The organism is Robertmurraya phoenicis (assembly GCF_047302285.1).
Taxonomy (GTDB): domain Bacteria; phylum Bacillota; class Bacilli; order Bacillales; family Cytobacillaceae; genus Robertmurraya.
Map to the genome: position 1 here is coordinate 2695621 of NZ_CP154845.1, position 16999 is coordinate 2712619.

At 37.4% G+C, this 16999-nt stretch carries 15 protein-coding genes and 1 tRNA gene; 4 read left to right on the forward strand and 12 right to left on the reverse strand.

The genetic code is table 11. The annotated features are described in order from the left end of the window. Positions 1 to 12 precede the first annotated feature (12 nt). The 4 genes from AA0X71_RS13345 to AA0X71_RS13360 form a co-directional block, all read right to left on the reverse strand. Positions 13 to 939 carry an ABC transporter permease gene (locus AA0X71_RS13345; RefSeq protein ID WP_413355797.1) on the reverse strand — a complete coding sequence of 309 codons (927 nt, stop codon included), beginning with the start codon at positions 937 to 939 and terminating at the stop codon, positions 13 to 15. 15 nt (positions 940 to 954) lie between these two features. Then, positions 955 to 1914 (reverse strand): ABC transporter permease, encoded by a 960-nt coding sequence (locus AA0X71_RS13350; protein WP_413355798.1) that lies wholly within the window; start codon positions 1912 to 1914, stop codon positions 955 to 957. A gap of 134 nt (positions 1915 to 2048) precedes the next feature. Continuing rightward, positions 2049 to 3626 (reverse strand): ABC transporter substrate-binding protein, encoded by a 1578-nt coding sequence (locus AA0X71_RS13355; protein ID WP_413355799.1) that lies wholly within the window; start codon positions 3624 to 3626, stop codon positions 2049 to 2051. 57 nt (positions 3627 to 3683) lie between these two features. Next, a complete protein-coding gene (locus tag AA0X71_RS13360; RefSeq protein WP_413355800.1) occupies positions 3684 to 4931 on the reverse strand; it encodes a M20/M25/M40 family metallo-hydrolase in 1248 nt (415 codons plus the stop codon). A gap of 438 nt (positions 4932 to 5369) precedes the next feature. Here AA0X71_RS13360 and AA0X71_RS13365 point away from each other — a divergent pair, with 438 nt between their 5' ends. From AA0X71_RS13365 to AA0X71_RS13380, 4 genes are all read left to right on the forward strand, one after another. Then, entirely contained in the window at positions 5370 to 5927 is a 558-nt protein-coding gene (locus AA0X71_RS13365; protein ID WP_413355801.1) for an AbrB family transcriptional regulator, read from the forward strand. A gap of 26 nt (positions 5928 to 5953) precedes the next feature. Beyond that, positions 5954 to 6460 carry an AbrB family transcriptional regulator gene (locus tag AA0X71_RS13370; protein WP_413355802.1) on the forward strand — a complete coding sequence of 169 codons (507 nt, stop codon included), beginning with the start codon at positions 5954 to 5956 and terminating at the stop codon, positions 6458 to 6460. A gap of 171 nt (positions 6461 to 6631) precedes the next feature. Beyond that, positions 6632 to 6728, forward strand: a tRNA-Sec gene (locus tag AA0X71_RS13375). A 175-nt stretch (positions 6729 to 6903) separates the two neighbouring features. Next, positions 6904 to 7329: a DUF2621 domain-containing protein gene (locus tag AA0X71_RS13380; protein WP_413355803.1), complete on the forward strand. Its 426-nt coding sequence runs from the start codon at positions 6904 to 6906 to the stop codon at positions 7327 to 7329. A gap of 42 nt (positions 7330 to 7371) precedes the next feature. Here the strand turns inward: AA0X71_RS13380 and AA0X71_RS13385 are convergent, their stop codons facing one another. The 8 genes from AA0X71_RS13385 to tkt form a co-directional block, all read right to left on the reverse strand. Next, positions 7372 to 7860 (reverse strand): CcdC family protein, encoded by a 489-nt coding sequence (locus tag AA0X71_RS13385; RefSeq protein WP_413355804.1) that lies wholly within the window; start codon positions 7858 to 7860, stop codon positions 7372 to 7374. 438 nt (positions 7861 to 8298) lie between these two features. Next, positions 8299 to 8658, reverse strand: a complete 360-nt coding sequence (locus tag AA0X71_RS13390; protein WP_413355805.1) for a response regulator — start codon at positions 8656 to 8658, stop codon at positions 8299 to 8301. A gap of 323 nt (positions 8659 to 8981) precedes the next feature. After that, a complete protein-coding gene (locus AA0X71_RS13395) occupies positions 8982 to 9689 on the reverse strand; it encodes a cytochrome c biogenesis CcdA family protein (protein WP_413355806.1) in 708 nt (235 codons plus the stop codon). A 107-nt stretch (positions 9690 to 9796) separates the two neighbouring features. Next, on the reverse strand, positions 9797 to 11581 hold the full coding sequence (locus AA0X71_RS13400) for an ABC transporter ATP-binding protein (protein WP_413355807.1): 1785 nt from the start codon (positions 11579 to 11581) through the stop codon (positions 9797 to 9799). A 4-nt stretch (positions 11582 to 11585) separates the two neighbouring features. After that, positions 11586 to 13334, reverse strand: coding sequence for an ABC transporter transmembrane domain-containing protein (locus AA0X71_RS13405; protein WP_413355808.1), 1749 nt, complete (start codon positions 13332 to 13334; stop codon positions 11586 to 11588). Positions 13335 to 13786: 452 nt separating this feature from the next. Then, complete coding sequence (locus AA0X71_RS13410) at positions 13787 to 14005, reverse strand: YneF family protein (protein ID WP_095308355.1); 219 nt, start codon at positions 14003 to 14005, stop codon at positions 13787 to 13789. 147 nt (positions 14006 to 14152) lie between these two features. Beyond that, positions 14153 to 14590, reverse strand: a complete 438-nt coding sequence (sirA, locus tag AA0X71_RS13415) for a sporulation inhibitor of replication protein SirA (RefSeq protein ID WP_413355809.1) — start codon at positions 14588 to 14590, stop codon at positions 14153 to 14155. Positions 14591 to 14775: 185 nt separating this feature from the next. After that, positions 14776 to 16782, reverse strand: a complete 2007-nt coding sequence (gene tkt / locus AA0X71_RS13420) for a transketolase (RefSeq protein ID WP_413355810.1) — start codon at positions 16780 to 16782, stop codon at positions 14776 to 14778. Positions 16783 to 16999 lie beyond the last annotated feature (217 nt).

The window sequence follows — 16999 nt, forward strand, 5'->3', positions numbered from 1 at the left end:
ATGGATTCCCCTTTATTGTTTCGTTCTTTTTATTCGTTTTGTTGTCCCATGAGGATCAATAAAGTCTCTCAATCCATCACCAAGTAAATTAATACTCAACACGGAAAAAATGAGCGCAATCCCTGGGAACACAATCATCCACCAAGCGGTATAAATCACTTCTTTTCCATCAGATAATATATTTCCCCAGCTTGGATCTGGAGCTGGAACACCTGCTCCAAGAAAACTAAGTCCCGCCTCCGTAATAATGGCATCAGCAAAGATAAAAGAAGCTTGAACAAATAATGGTGAGATTGTATTTGGTGCGATATGTAGCCAAATGATTCGCCAATCTCTGGCCCCTTGAGACTTCATTGCTTCAATATACGTTTGTTCACGAATCACTAGGGCAGAGGAACGTATAATCCGAGCTATCGAAGGTGTAAAAACAATACTTAAAGCGATAATAATGTTCACTGTATTTGGACCTAAAGCAGCCATTAAAGCAATCGCTAGCATAATAGCTGGGAAAGACATGACCCCATCACAAATTCGCATCAGTATATGATCTAACGAACGATAATAACTCGCATAAAGTCCAATAATCATCCCCATGATGGATGATAGTATCGCTACAGAGAACCCAACTCCTAAAGAAACCTTCGCACCATATGTCACTCGTGCAAACAAATCTCTTCCAAAATTATCTGTTCCTAACCAATGCTCAACGCTTGGGGATTGAAGTCTGTCTGTCACAACCATTTCATATGGTTCATAAGAGGAAATCATTGGACCAAACAGAGCAAATAGAATGAATAGGACTAGTACAGCACTCCCAATCACAAACTGTTTACTATTCAAAAGTTTGCGTAGCAATAAAGATCTCTGATTTTTTATCAACTGACGTTTTACATCCGTTACTTCTATTTGTTTTTCAATCTTCCCCTCAACAGCTTCCACACTTAACTCCCCTTTCTATTTCCGCTCTAGTCGAACTCTTGGATCAATCATCCCGTATAATAAATCAACTACTAGATTAATAAACACATAAGCCATTGCCACGAAAAAAATGACTCCTTGAATCATAGGATAGTCACGCCGTTCAATTGAATTAATGGTCAATTGCCCGATTCCCGGAATATTAAAAATCGTTTCAGCGACTACAGCTCCGGCAATCAATCCGCCAAATGTTTGGCCAATGACGGTTAATATCGGTAGGAACGCATTTTTAAATGCGTGCTTATAAATAATCTGTTTTTCTTTAACCCCTTTTGCTCTCGCACTTTTGATATAGCTATTATTGAGAACTTCCAACATAGATGAGCGAGTAATCCGAGCGATTAACGCTGCTTGAATAGCCCCAAGGGCAATGCCTGGCATGATTAAATACTGCAAATGACTCCATAACCCTGATTGTAAAGGTGCATAGCCAGCTACTGGAAGCCATTGCAGAACTACACCAATAAGGAGCATTAATAGCAAGCTTAGTAAAAAATTCGGCACAGACATCGCTAATAAGGAAAAACCCATAACGGTTTGATCAGATGCTGTCCCTCGACGTTTAGCGGCAAATATTCCAACTGGAATAGCAATGAATAGGGCGATTATTTGAGCAATAATCGTGAGTGAAATAGTTGGTCCGAGATGATCGATAATCGCAACTGTAACAGGATCTCTCATAAAATAGGAAGTTCCGAGATCACCTTGGAATACGCCTAAAAGCCAATTTAAATATTGCTGATATAAAGGTAGGTTTAAACCTAATTGTTGGCGTAACTCTTGTATTTTCTCTGTCGATGCTTCATCGCCCAACATCGTCGTCGCTGGATCACCAGGTGTTAAATGAATAATTAGAAAGACAATGATTGATACGACAAATAACACAGGAATAAGCGAAAGTATCCGCTTGATTATATACATCAAATAGTCCTTCATACGGTAAACCCCTTTCTCATAAATCTTTATCCAAAACCCTCGTTCAAAAAAACGAAGATTTTGGATATATTCAGTTTATTCCTTAACACATTTTGAAATAACGTTGACTAAATACCTATTTTAATAGAAGGAGTTTATTTTGAAACTGACGTATTCCACAGGATTGGTCCTTCAAAAATGGTCAAGCCATCTACTTTGGAGGAAGATGCGAGATAATAGAAATAATCTCCATGTTTAATACCTGGCAAATAGTCCGTCCATAAATATGCTTGCAATTCTTCCCACACGACTAAGGCATCATCTAGAGTTGGGGATGCCTCAATTGCATCAAGCATTTCGGCAACTTTTGCATCATCCGTCCACCCTGGCCAAGTAGCACTTAAAGATAAATGCTGAGATGGAGTCGTTACCGTAGACAAACCAACCGATAAAAGGTCCCAATTTGCAGGATCTGTCCGTCTTTCAGAATAAGTGGCTCGATCCAAAACCTCTAGTTTTACGTTCATACCAATCTTCTTTAGCTGCTCATGGAAAACGACTGACATGTTGTATAATTCACTTTCACTATTCGTCATGATCACTACTTCTTCTCCGTTATATCCCACTTCTGCTAATAATTTCTTTGCCTTTTCTGGGTCTGCTTGATTAAACTGTTCAGCTCCGGCCTCACTATACCAAACTTGGCTGTTTGCCATAAATCCCGCATCTACCTCATATAAATCCTCATGAGCCCAGCCACCTAGCATAATCTCATCATTATTCACGGCAGCGTTAACAGCTTCTCTCATTTTTGGATTGGTAAATATTCCTTCTTTTTTATTGAAGTGATGGAGACCATTTCCATATAGGTCTGTATATGTTTTTAAATTTTCGTCATTTTTTAGTTGCTCATAATTATCATTTGGTAGTGAATAAGCGACATCATACTGTCCCGTTTGTAAGCCTGACAATTGTGTAGATGGATCTGTTACAATTTCGAAATAGAGATCATCTACTAACGCTTCTTTTTTTCCAGACAAGCCGTCAGATGGTAAATCAACTGGTTCATATTCCTCATATTTGGACAAATGAATGTATTGGTCTTGTTTCCACTCTTCAAATTTAAATGGACCAGTTCCAATATATTCTTCGATTCCCTCAGCAGGAGCAGATTCAATTACTTCCTTCGGCATAATTCCAGCAAATTGTTTTGGTGAAGCAATTGCGTCTACCGCTGTTAATCTAGGAGCTTCCAACTTTAACTCAACCGTGTATTCATCTACCTCCTCAAAAATAGCTCCCTCACCAAGAATTTGTTGCGCTACAGCAGATTGCTCCTTCCAGCGATTCATAGAGGCAACAACATCTTCTGCCATCATAGGTTTACCATTATGGAAGGTAACATTTTCCCGTAGCTTAAATGTATAAGTTAATCCATCCTCACTTTTCTCATATGATTCTGCTAATTCAGGAACTGGTTGAAAATTAGAATCCAAGGTTAGGAGAGATTCAAAAATATGTCTAGTAACATATTTTACTGTGGCTCCTGTACTGATTTGCGGGTCTAGTGTTTCCGGTTGTTGCCCTAAGGCAGCTCTTAATTCACCACCCGTCGTTTTTTCGATATTTTCACCATTTTCATTTGAAGCTTCATTCGCTCCTCCATTACAACCCGCAACAATTAATGACAACATTAGCATGAATAGGTAAACAATTTTTTTATTCATACTCATCTCCACCCCCTTTATAGTTTTAAACCCGTTTATTACTTTTCCTCTAGTAGAATCAATCTATTTTTTCTTTGGAAGGAGTGGTTCACATATATTTTCCCCTCCTACAAGGCCAACAATGGTTAGGAAAGCTCTCTGTGGTCCATGATAGGAATCAGTCGGATCAAACCATTCATCTAATGTATGTGCTCCTCCACTTTTCCCTCCCTTGCCTAACGTCACCGACGGTACTCCTAAACTCATAGGCACGTTAGAATCCGTACTACTAGGGCCAGCTAATGTTGGCTTTATACCCAATGCTTCTGTTGCAGCACTCGCAATCTGGACAATAGGTGTATCATCAGGTTGTGTCGCAGCTGGACGATCTCCGATTTTTTCTGTCATCAACTTAATTTTGTCTGTATTCCAGCGTGCATTTTCATCTTCGCAAGCTTTCTCAATGATCGCTAAAAACTGCTGTTCTAACTTCACCAGCTCCTGCGGATCATTCGAACGTAAGTCAACATACATATGCGCTTCTGCCGCAATCGCATTAACAGAAGTTCCACCACCTATTTCTCCAACGGTAAATGTCGTTTTTGGATCAGCTTTTGATTGAATGTCTGCAATTTCAGCAATCGCCCTACCTAGTGCATGGATGGCGCTTGGTAGCCCAAATGCACCGAAACTGTGTCCACCAGGTCCTTTATATGTAACCTTGTACCGATAACTTCCTGTACCTTTATAACAAATTCTCGAAATTTCTGGGCCATCAATGGAAATAAATCCATCAATATCCTGATGATTATTAAAGAACGCGCGAACACCTCGTAAATTTCCTAACCCTTCTTCTCCAACTGTTCCCCCAAACACAATATCTCCAATCGGTTGGATCTTCTTTTCTTTAAATGCTCGTATGATTGATATCATTTCTGCTAACCCACTCGTATCATCAACAATTCCTGGGGCAAAAAGAATCCCGTTCTCTTTTTTAACAGTTGTGTCTGTACCTTCAGGGAAAACTGTATCAAGATGGGCTGAAACGAATATTTTCGGACCATTTCCCACTCCACGAAGTAAACCGAAAACATTCCCTTCTTCATCCATTTCAACATTTTCAAGTGCTAAATCCTTTAATTTCGAAAGGATAAATTTGGCACGCTTTTCTTCCTTAAAAGGTGGGGCTGGAATTTCTGCAATGACAATTTGTTCTTCGATGGTTTGCTCATGATCTTCTTTTAGAAATTCAAGTCCTTCCTTTACCAACTCATGAGATGAAATCCTTTGGTAAACTTCTTTTACTAGATCCGAATACGTACTTGTTTTCATTGCATAACCTCCAAATTAATTGAATTTTTATACATAAAACCACCAGGAAAATAACGTTAAAAAACTATCAATACTGAAATTATTTAATATTCAGTAAATTAAATATTGTTCTTAATATAATAAAAATCGAACAAGATATCCAATATATTGTCAATAAATATGACATGGTTTTTTCTGAAAACCCAATAAAATCAATGAAAACGGTGCCATTTTTTTCTTTTCTTTAAACATAAACTAATTAGATTAGGAAATAAATTGTTATCCTTTTTTTCTATAGGACTATTTACGGACAACCAACCATGAAAAAGGTCCCGTGTATATTAAATGCATAAAATATTCATTATTTTTATGATAGATTAAAAAAATTCTTATTATTTAATGTAATATTTTTGTTTTACAATAGCACAATAAGTGTCAAATATTTTGGAGGTAAATGCGTTGATTTTTTTACAGTTTTCCCTATTTCTCACGATAGCCGCATTAGGAGGCATCATCGGATCATATTTAAAATTACCGCTCGGGACGATGATTGGAGCGATGTTTGCTGTTGGAATTAGCAAACACTTTGAAATCCTTTCCTTCCAAACTTCAACTCCTCTCACATTTATCGTTCAACTATTATTAGGAACGATGTTTGGCTTATCTTTTATAAAATTAACAAAAGAGCAAATTAAAAAATTATTTTTCAGTTTCATATTTATCTTTTGCAGCGTTATCCTCATGTCTGTAGGAACTGGTTTTTTAGTCGATAAGTTAACATTTCTTGATTTAGGGGCCTCAATCTTATCCTCCTCCCCCGGGGGAATCCCAGAAATGGCTATTACCGCAAAAGCTTTAAAGTTGGAAGCACCAATTATTGTAGTCATTCATCTCATCCGCGTAATAGTTGTGATGTCATTTTTCACGATACTTTTAAACTATTTTTATAAGCGAGATAAAGAGATTGATACTGAACTCAACAAACATACTAGAAAAAATGTGCGAACGCTCAGTTAACTAAAAAGGAGGAGAACTCTATCCATATGAATGTTCAACTAAAACAGTGGACGCTCATTATCATCCTTGCATTTATAGGAGGATTTGTCGGGTATTGCACGCAATTCCCTTTAGGCGTTTTCTTAGGTTCTGTACTCGTTATTTCACTCTGGACAATATTCAAAAAAAATGTGCCAAAATTCCCTTTAAAAATCAAAAAAATCATACAAGTTATTGTTGGTGGTAACATCGGGCTAGCTTTCACTACAGAAACGTTCGATTTAATAAAACAGATTTGGATTCCTGGACTTCTCGTATCCTTAATCAATACCATTCTCGGCTTATTATTGGCGTTCATTCTCCACCGATATTTGAGATTTGATCCATGTACTGCACTAGCTAGTTCTGCCCCTGCAGGGATGAGCGAAATGTCTTTAATTGCGGAAAGATATGAAACAGATATCCCCACCGTTTTATCGATTCATTTATTTAGAGTAGTTGTGATTATTTTGACGGTTCCTGCCATAGTTAGCTTTGTCATTCATTTGATCTAATCTAGAATTAGAACAAATATTAATCTCTTCTCTTTACTACTTACTAAAATTTCACATATTAAAAAGGTATTTATTACAATAATGTGAAAAACTCTTGATAATAGAACATTAAATCCACATTTATTATTGTAAGAACATATCTTTCTAGGTATAATGAGAATTGTTCTATACGGGGCTGAATGGGGTACTGGTGTCCTCCGCGGTCTTCAAAACCGTCTGTGTCCTGCGTGCCAGGATAGCTGGGTTCGATTCCCAGGCGGTCCCGCCAACAACTACATACTACCTTTTTGATATTGAAGCTACCTTAGATGATAGGCAGCTTTTTTTTATTTCTAAATATATAAAACCGTGGTTCATTGCGAAATTCCCCCTCATGTCTTGTCTAAACATAGTTTGAACGTCTATAATAGGGTTGACATTATACTGTTTTGTAGGTGAATGAAATGCTAGAAGGTTGGTTTGGTTGGTTCATAGTAGTTTGGGTATTTGTGTTCGCTGGCTCAATGGCCATTGGTGGATACTTCATGTTTAGAAAGTTCTTGAAGAAACTCCCTAAAGAAGACGGAAAATCGGATATGGAATGGGAAGAGTACTACGTAAGTCAAACGAGACATCTGTGGAACGACGAGCAAAAAGAATTGCTTGAAGATTTAGTCAGTCCTGTACCAGAGCTTTTTCGGGATGTTGCTAGACACAAAATTGCAGGGAAAATTGGTGAGCTCACTTTAACTGAAAAGCGAGATAAAGTGACAGAAGACCTCGTCATAAGAGGATACATTTTAGCTACACCAAAAAGAGACCATAAATTTTTATTGAAGAAACTAAACGAAAAAAGAATTGATGTGGCACCATATCAACATTTGTTCTAATCATAAAAAAGAGAGTCTGGATGAGGTTCCAGACTCTCTTTTTTATACTGTCTTAGTCGGTATATCTTCAAAAAGCTGTTGCTGTAGCTTTCGATAGTTCAGATACATGGCTATTCTCCAAGGAACGATCATGCCGAACGCTAATATCCAGAACATCCCCCCCAATTGACCGACATCAATGGTTGAACTTAGAACGAGCTTTGCAAGGACCCTTACGACAAGTAATATGATTAGAATATAGATAAAGGCTCTGGAACGCTTTAAGTAAATATCATTATCACGTATTTCAAATTTAGATGTTTTAATCAGTAATATTGAAAATAGAAAACCAACTGTCATCGCTTCGACAATCTCTAGCGGAGTCACACGGAACATTGGAAAAATAAACATGAGTGCCCCAGTACTCATAAAAACAGGTGGCAAAATGATTTTTTTAGCGGATACCGGTTTTTTTGCTGCTTTCATTCGAACAATCATAGCAAAGACTGCCATAATTACAGCCCCAATTGATGTAATGACCACATAGTCCATAGAAGAGACATCCTTTACTCTTAATTTCACTTGATATGTTTGATACCATATCAACTCGTTTAATGTTGTTTTACCACACAAAATTTTTTCAAGATACTCCCTATCATTATATACTAAACAAATGTCGTTGGAGACAAGGATTTAGATCATTCAAGTGAAATTTGTGCCCTTTTTTTACCGAATGTACCAAAATAATAACGAAAGCCATTTAAGGTTGTCCCCTAAATGGCTTTTATTCACTGTTTACGTATAGATTGTAGTTTTTCGTAAAAACCGAGAACCTGGTTTTTACCCTATATATTTCAATTACTGCTATACATTAAATGTGCGACGGCACTTTTCGCTTCCTCTTTTAGTCTCTAAGAGGAGATACAGGCTTTTTTTTTACTTATTAATTCCCAAAGATAAGCAACAATGTTAGCGAAAAGGGCCTTTTTATTAGTTTAATACACGGTTTACTGCTTCCAAAACTCTTCCTTCATCAAAAGGCTTTACGATAAAATCTTTAGCCCCTGCTTCTATTGATTCAACAACCATTTTTTGTTGTCCCATCGCTGAACACATAATCACTTTTGCATTTGGAAATTCATTTCTGATTTCCTTGATCGCATCAAGTCCACTCATTTCCGGCATGGTAATATCCAGTGTAACCAAATCTGGATTGAGCTCTCGATAAAGCTCTACAGCATCTCTTCCATTCTCGCCTTCACCGACTACCTCATGGTTTGCTTTTGTCAAAATATTCGATAAGGTCAATCTCATAAACTTTGCATCGTCTACTATTAATATTCTCGCCATCGTTGTATACCCCCACAGATCTTACACAAAAGAATATCCATTAAAATGATAGATTTCATCTCTAACAAAAGCTATTTGTACGGAGAAAATTCAATACGATCGTAGACAGATTGAACATACATCATATCTATTCTTCAATCTAGTAAATACATCTATCAACTTCAATATGAGGTCCTTTAAAAAAATGATTCAACTAATAATATATAGGAACAAGTTAGAAATTTCAATGAATAGGATCCGACAAATTTCTTATTTTATGTCGGATTTTTCTCCAATAATTATAATTCGTATAGGAAAATAGTCACGGACGTACAGTTAAAAATTCAAAATCCTTTAAACCCTCCAAATAGACCAGAAAAGATAATAATAATCTTTGTCATCCAATCGAAGAATAACACAATTCCCATTACAATCATAATATAGCCACCAATTTTCATAATTAAAACATTATGCTTTCGTATCCATTTCATTTTTCCAATGAAGAATGAAAGAACAAGAAACGGAATCGCAAAGCCGAGAATATAGGCAATCATATAGACTAATCCTGAACCAGGGTTTGCTGCCGCAAGGGCAATGACAGTCATCAAAATAGGACCTGTACAAGGAGTCCAGCCAGCCGCAAAGGCAATCCCAATTAAGACAGAACCGAAGTATCCAGTTGGTCTACTTTTAAATTCATATTTTCGATCTCTCATTAGAAGCTCAGGATTTAATATTCCAACAATCATAAGACCAAAGAAAACAATAAGAATAGCCCCTAACTGACGGATAAGGTCTTGATACTGACTAAAAAACTCTCCAATAAAAGTTGTACTAAATCCTAATGCTAAAAAGATGATCGAAAATCCTAATAGGAAAAATAGTGTATGTAAAAGGCTTCTTCTTTGTAGCATAGCATTCTCGTTCTTCAATTCCCCTACAGACATTCCTGTAATGTAAGAGAGGAATGCTGGATATAGCGGTAGGCAACAAGGTGAGATAAAGCTAAGGAACCCTGCCCCAAGAGCGAGGAACACGTTCACATCTGTCATGATAACAACTCCTGAAAAATGGTCTTTTTATTCATCCATTTTAGCAAAGTTTGCAATAAAATGATATGAAATAGCATTTGAACTTCGTGTGATAGTTCTATTTTTAGCTATCCAACCACATCTTCTAATTTTTCAGGAGCGCCGTTTTGTAGTAAATACATTTTGTGATAAAGTCCCTTATGTGCTAGAAGTTCCTGGTGAGTTCCTCTTTCGACAATTTCCCCTTGATGCAAGACAAGAATCAGATTTGCATCCTGAATCGTTGAAAGTCTATGGGCAATGGCAATCGTTGTCCGTCCTTCACGCATGCGAGATAGTGCCGTCTGAATTGCTTCTTCTGTTTCAGTATCAATATTGGCAGTTGCCTCATCAAGAACTAAAATTTTCGGGTTTGCGGCAATCGTTCTCGCGAAAGCAATAAGTTGTCGCTGTCCACTCGATAGCGTCGAACCACGTTCTACCATTTGGTGGTCAAATCCACCTTCAAGTTTTTCAATAAACAGATGGGCTTGAACAAACTTAGCTGCCTCTTCAATTTCCTCATCAGACATTTCTTGATTGTGAAGTCGGATATTCTCTTTAATCGTTCCATAAAACAAAAATGGATCTTGAAGAACTAAACCAATTTTTGATCTTAGCTCACTCTCTCGATAATTTCGAATCGATTGACCGTCTACGAGTATTTTTCCCCGCTCAAATTCATAAAAACGCATCATCAAATTAATAATGGAGCTCTTTCCGCTACCAGTATGTCCAACAAGTGCGACAGTTTCTCCTGGCTTTGCGACAAAGGAAATGTTTTTTAGTACCTCCCTTTTGCCATCATAAGAAAAACTAACATCCTTGAATTCAATTTCTCCGTTTACTATTTTTCCACCATCTAATGCTTGTTTTGGAGCCAATTCTTCTTCGTCCAGTAATTTAAAAACACGTGCGGCTGCGACTATAGCTTGTTGATATAATGAAAGACGTTGCATCAGATTATTAACTGGTTCAAAGAATCGATCAAGATAGTTAATAAAGGCGTACAAAATGCCAATTTCAACGGGTCGATCAAATGATGTAATCCCAAAGAAACTTAAAATCAAAATAAGTGCACCAATATACACTAAATCAATGGCAGGACGGAGTAAAAGTCCATCAACTCGAATATTTTTCATTCCGGCAAGAAAATGATTTTCATTGATATCTTCAAATTCTTTTCTTAGTCTTTTTTCCTGCCTAAACACCTGAATGATTCCCATCCCCTGAAGTGACTCGCTAAGTTTCGCATTTAGCTGACTCAGTCTTTCTCTCATATCATGGTAAAACTTTGAGCTTAAACGTCTATACGACCGAATAATCAGATAGAGAATCGGTAATATCAACAAACAGAATAGAGCCAGCTCCTTATTGAGGATGAACATTGCTACCAAAATTCCCCCCATTAAGAAACCACTTTGGATAAACGTAACAAGGACGGTAACAAACATTTCCTTAATCGCTTCTGTATCATTCGTTACTCTTGAGACAATGCTGCCGGCTGGTGTTTTATCAAAGTATTTCAATCCTAGCGATTGGACCTTGGAAAAGACATCAACTCTCATGGCTTGAATGATTTTCAAAGCAATTTCTTGAAATTTCAAAAGTTGAAAGTATGAAACAACAATATTCAACACTTGTATGCCCATATAGGATGCTCCCAGAATAAAAAGAGCTTCAAACACAATATTTCTAGGTCTTAAATAATCATCGATGAAAATGGAGACAAGGATTGGACCAAGAATGTCCCCAACCGTTGCAATAAGCAGTAACGAAAAGGCAAGAATGATCGTCTTTATATGAGGCTTCGTGTATGCAAGGAGACGAAATAATACGCGCCGTTGCTCTTTACTCGTTGTATGATTCTCCATGAAATTAACCTCCTTGCTCCACAAGTTCTTCTAATTGCTGACGAAGATACATTTCCTTGTACCATCCACCCACATCCATTAATTGCTCGTGTGTACCTCTTTCAATGATTCTACCCTCATCCAATACAAGAATAAGATTCGCATGTTCAATGGCACTTAAGCGATGGGCAGTAATAATCGTCGTTTTACCAGTTCTTTCTTGCTTTAATGCGTTTAGAATTTCTTCTTCTGTTTTTGCATCAACGGCAGAAAGTGAATCATCGAGAATTAAGACTTCAGGATCCATTAATAAAGCTCTTGCAATCGATATACGTTGCTTCTGTCCTCCTGATAGGGAAACGCCTCTTTCACCAACGATTGTGTTATAGCCGCCTGTAAGTTGAAGAATATCATCATGAATATTGGCAATCTTTGCTGCCTGATGAACATTTTCCTCCTCAATCTTAGGGTTGGTAAACGCAATATTTTCACTTATAGAAGCTGAAAATAAAAAATGATCTTGTGGAACATACCCGATTGCCTCTCGTAACTTTTGAATTTTATATTCAGTAATTTCTCTGCCACCAAAGGTGACAGCACCATTATCGATATCAAACTCACGGATTAAAAGTTTTAGTAAGGTAGTCTTTCCTGCTCCTGTTTTGCCGACAATTCCTAATGTTTCACCTTGCTTTAAGGAAAAATGAATATCATGTAGCATGGGTACCTTTTCACCTGGGTATGTAAAGGACGCAATTTGAAAATCGAGGTTGCCACTCGGAATGAAATCGAGTGCATCCTTCTTATCGACTATTTCTGCTTTTTCAGCTAGAAGACTTGAAACACGATCATAGGATGCTCTTCCTCTTTCTACGATATTAAAGAGCCAACCAAATGCTAGCATTGGCCAAATAAGTAACCCTAAGTAAGTGGTAAAAGAAATAAGCTCTCCAATCGTAATTTCACCATTTAAAACATAACGAGCACCAAATACAATCGATAAGAAAAAGGAAATACCTACGACAATCGAAATCGTTGGATCAAAAAGAGAATCAATTTTTGCCACTGAAATATTCTTCTTCACCACGTCATCGGATTGTTTACGAAAATCCTCAATATCCTCTTTCTCTTGCCCGAACGTTTTAATGACTTTAATCCCACTAATGCTTTCCTGTGTCTTATCATTAAGGGAAGAAAACGCTTCCTGCGCTTTATGGAAACGTCGGTGAAGCAAAGTACCATACCAGCTTGTTAAAATCGCCATTAATGGCATCGGAATCAGTGCAATAAGAGTAAGTTTCCAGCTAATCGTAGCCGCCATGGCGATAATCACAAAGCCTCCTGTTGCCAACGAATCTACTAATGTTAATACGCCTGCTCCTGCTGTTTGCTGTATCGCCTGGAGGTCATTTGTAGCATGAGCCATTAAATCTCCAGTCCTTTTTCTTTGATAAAAAGCTTGAGACATTTTCGTAAAATGATTAAATAGATCCTTTCGAAGCTGTCGTGCAAGCTTTACGGCTGATCCAAAGATCATAATTCGCCAATAAAAACGTAATACATACATCATTAGACCAGCGACAATTAGTACCCCAATCCAAAGTAAGAGGTTGCTCATTGTTAACGCTCCTTGATCTATTTCATCAACGACAATCCCAATAATTCTTGGTGGTACTAGTTGTAGTACAGCGACAATTAGGAGGAGGATCGTCCCCGTTATGTATGCCTTTCTTTCTTGTTTAAAAAACCAGGATAATTGCAAAAAAACTTTCATATTGTCGTCCTCCGGCTATCGTAGCATTTGATCAGAATACGATCACACAATCCATCTTTGAAGTTTCTTAAATTTAACTCAACCAAAATATTTTACCAAATATTTTTAATATATGGAAGATTTATTCAGTGGGTACACTAACACAAGGAACATACGTTCTTATTATAACAAAATAACTATGTTTTGGCTACCTCATCTATCCTTAATATCAACGTATAGTGAAAAATATCTAAGGGTATTAAATCATTTTGTATGCTTCATAATGGTCTCCAACAACACAAAAAAGACCACCTTTTCTGCTGAAGGTTCAACAGGAAAAGTAGCCTTTTGATTGAATTAAGAAAAATAAAGCAATTATGACGAATAAATCTACTGAAGGTTTCGACCTTTTAGATGAGGTGAAATTCTCCTTCATAATTGCTATGAATCAAATGACAAACGTTTATAGGATTTTATTTCCCTTGCTGTTTGTTCATGGCAGCCATCATTTGATTGATTTTCTTTTGCGATGGTTTTTGTCCCATTTGCATCATCATCATTTTAAGCATTTGTTCATTGATTGGCGGATTTTTCTTTAAATAGCTCATCATATATCGTCGAGCAATGAAAAATCCTAATGCTACTCCACCAAGTAGAGCAACTACGATTAGTAGATATCCCCACCAAACCATTTTACTTCCTCCTTCATGTTGTCTATCATACAGTGTACTAGACCAAAGGCTATTATACAATATTTGCAGGAAATTTTCCTATATTTATGGAAGGTTTTCTAAAATTTAATGAAAAAACACAATCAGGTCATTAATCAATATCATATACTAGACAAATTTTTGTTCTTTAATTGGTTTTAACCACCCATAACGATCGTTTTTTAAGTCAACAGCTAAAAACGCTCCTTCATTCTTTCTCAACACTTCAAAAAAGCATGTCTCCGCTTCATAACTTCCTTCTGCTTCAATCATCAAAAATCGATCAAATACTTCTAATTTTGCTCTACTACTCTTGCCATAGTCAATTCTATAAACACCATTCTTAAAAGAGTAGCCTGAAGTATTTTGTAGCTGCTGCTGTATGTATTGATGGAGTCGAATGCTAGGGACCGGTTTCGTGATATAAATAATTTGTTTCGTAATGATAGAATACAGCTCCCCCAACGCTACTTCATATTCTTTAAACAGTTGAAAAAACATCGACTCTCTTCCGAAATAATGGGAGGCAAATTCATCTGTAATTATGTATAATTGATAACTTCTCAACCATAACTCCTCCTTCATTAACCCTTTTATTTCATTATATTAAAAATTTGAGCAAATGTTTGTCTTAAATAGTTGAAAAATTCCGCTTATTTTGTCGAAATCGCTATTTTCACAAGATTCTTTACTAAATATAAATAAAATAGGACCGATTCGAGTGTCCGAATCGGTCCTATTTTTGCTATCTATTATTTGTTAAGCATTGCTTTAACTCGCGCTACAACATTTTGAGCAGTAAATCCATACTCTTCCATGATTTTTTCACCTGGAGCTGATGCACCAAATTGATCAATTGCTAAAACATCACCTTCGTCACCTGTGTAACGGTGCCAACCTAGGGATGTTGCCATTTCAATTCCTAAACGTTTCTTCACGCTCTTTGGAATGACACTATCCTTATATTCCTGTGATTGTTGTTCAAAACGGTGCCATGAAGGCATGCTTACGACAGAAGCATGAATTCCTTCACTCTCAAGAGACTTTTGTGCTTCAACCGCTAAAGATACTTCAGAGCCAGTAGCAAGTAAAAGGACATCTGGTGTGTCTGTATTAGCAGGTGAAACAACATATGCACCCTTAGAAACACCTTCATAGGCATTTTCTGCTGTCTTATTCAGTGTTGGTAAGTTTTGTCGAGTAAGTACTAGAGCTGTCGGACGATCAGTAGATTCAACTGCAAGCTTCCATGCAGCAGCTGTTTCATTCCCATCCGCTGGGCGTAATACATCGAGATTTGGCATCGCTCTTAAGCTAGCTAACTGTTCTACAGGCTCATGAGTTGGTCCATCTTCACCGACCGCAATACTATCATGTGTAAAGACATAAGTCACTGGTAAGTTCATTAATGCAGCTAAGCGGATAGCTGGACGTAAGTAATCAGAGAAAACAAAGAATGTTCCACCGAATACTTTTAATCCGCCATGAAGAGCCATTCCATTCAAGGCCGCGCCCATTGCGAATTCACGAACTCCAAACCAAATATTTCTTCCTTCAAATGTCTCAGGTGTGAAATCACCAACACCTTTAATCGTCGTTTTATTCGAACCGGCTAGGTCAGCTGAGCCCCCAATTAAGTATGGAAGATTCTGAGCAATCGCATTTAACGCTTCTCCAGAGGATGCACGGCTTGCCAAACTCTTACCTTCTTCATAAACCGGTAAATCCTTATCCCAACCTTCAACTAAGGCACCATGGTTAGCCGTTTCGAACTGAGCAGCTAACTCAGGATATGCTTGTTTGTATGAAGCAAATAATTCGCTCCACTCTTTTTCTTTCTTTTCACCATTTTCAGCAACGAGCTGTTTAAATTGGTCGTATACTTCAGTAGGAACATGGAAGTCTTCTTCAAATGTCCACTGGTAAGATTCCTTCGTAAGTTTTAGTTCATCCGCACCTAATGGAGCACCATGAACATCGGATTTTCCTGATTTATTCGGAGAACCGTAACCAATGACTGTTCTAACTTCAATCATTGTAGGATGAGTTTCATCACTCTTCGCTTCTTCAAGTGCTTTTGCAATCTCTTCAAGATCATTACCGTCTTCAACACGAATGTATTGCCATCCGTAAGACTTGAATCGTTTCTCGATACTTTCAGAGAATGAACGGTCTAAATCCCCATCAAGAGAAATATCATTGGAATCATACAACACAACAAGCTTGCCAAGTTTTAAGTGACCTGCTAAAGAAGCAGCTTCAGCTGAAACACCTTCCATTAAATCGCCATCACCGCAAATACTGTATGTATAATGGTCAACAAGCTCATAATTCTCTTTATTATAGACAGCTGCCAAATGTCTTTCTGCCATCGCCATCCCAACAGCCATTGAAATTCCTTGACCTAATGGACCTGTTGTTGCATCAACACCTGCCGTATGACCATATTCAGGGTGTCCTGGAGTTTTACTTCCCCACTGACGAAATTCTTTTAAATCTTCAATCGAAAGATCATAGCCTGACAAATGTAATAGGCTATATAACAACATGGAACCATGGCCAGCAGATAATACGAAACGATCCCGGTTAAACCACTGCGGATTTTTCGGATTATGGTTCATATATCTCGACCATAGTGTATATGCCATTGGAGCAGCTCCCATAGGCATTCCAGGATGCCCTGAATTCGCCTTCTCAATCGCATCAATGGATAATGTTCTTATTGCGTTAACCGATAATGCATCAACTTGTCCAAACATTTATTGTACCCCTCCTATAATTAGCTCACATAAGTGAATTTTCGATAATAATCAAATAGCTTATTACCTCGGATTTCTATCATTTCATAACAGAACGAAATCCACTCTACCTATTAAATATATAGTGGACCACTTGTTTTCTCAACAAAAAAGTCCAATTTGTTCCTATTTTGCCACTTTACATCTTCAACTATGTGTCCATAACATATAATACAAA

Bases quoted from the DNA above. Each gene is read 5' to 3' on its own strand.
- AA0X71_RS13350 (WP_413355798.1), bottom strand. From the start codon at position 1,914: ATGAAGGACTATTTGATGTATATAATCAAGCGGATACTTTCGCTTATT.
- AA0X71_RS13355 (WP_413355799.1), bottom strand. From the start codon at position 3,626: ATGAGTATGAATAAAAAAATTGTTTACCTATTCATGCTAATGTTGTCA.
- AA0X71_RS13360 (WP_413355800.1), bottom strand. From the start codon at position 4,931: ATGAAAACAAGTACGTATTCGGATCTAGTAAAAGAAGTTTACCAAAGG.
- AA0X71_RS13370 (WP_413355802.1), top strand. From the start codon at position 5,954: ATGAATGTTCAACTAAAACAGTGGACGCTCATTATCATCCTTGCATTT.
- AA0X71_RS13380 (WP_413355803.1), top strand. From the start codon at position 6,904: ATGCTAGAAGGTTGGTTTGGTTGGTTCATAGTAGTTTGGGTATTTGTG.
- AA0X71_RS13385 (WP_413355804.1), bottom strand. From the start codon at position 7,860: ATGGACTATGTGGTCATTACATCAATTGGGGCTGTAATTATGGCAGTC.
- AA0X71_RS13390 (WP_413355805.1), bottom strand. From the start codon at position 8,658: ATGGCGAGAATATTAATAGTAGACGATGCAAAGTTTATGAGATTGACC.
- AA0X71_RS13395 (WP_413355806.1), bottom strand. From the start codon at position 9,689: ATGACAGATGTGAACGTGTTCCTCGCTCTTGGGGCAGGGTTCCTTAGC.
- AA0X71_RS13400 (WP_413355807.1), bottom strand. From the start codon at position 11,581: ATGGAGAATCATACAACGAGTAAAGAGCAACGGCGCGTATTATTTCGT.
- AA0X71_RS13405 (WP_413355808.1), bottom strand. From the start codon at position 13,334: ATGAAAGTTTTTTTGCAATTATCCTGGTTTTTTAAACAAGAAAGAAAG.
- AA0X71_RS13410 (WP_095308355.1), bottom strand. From the start codon at position 14,005: ATGGTTTGGTGGGGATATCTACTAATCGTAGTTGCTCTACTTGGTGGA.
- tkt (WP_413355810.1), bottom strand. From the start codon at position 16,782: ATGTTTGGACAAGTTGATGCATTATCGGTTAACGCAATAAGAACATTA.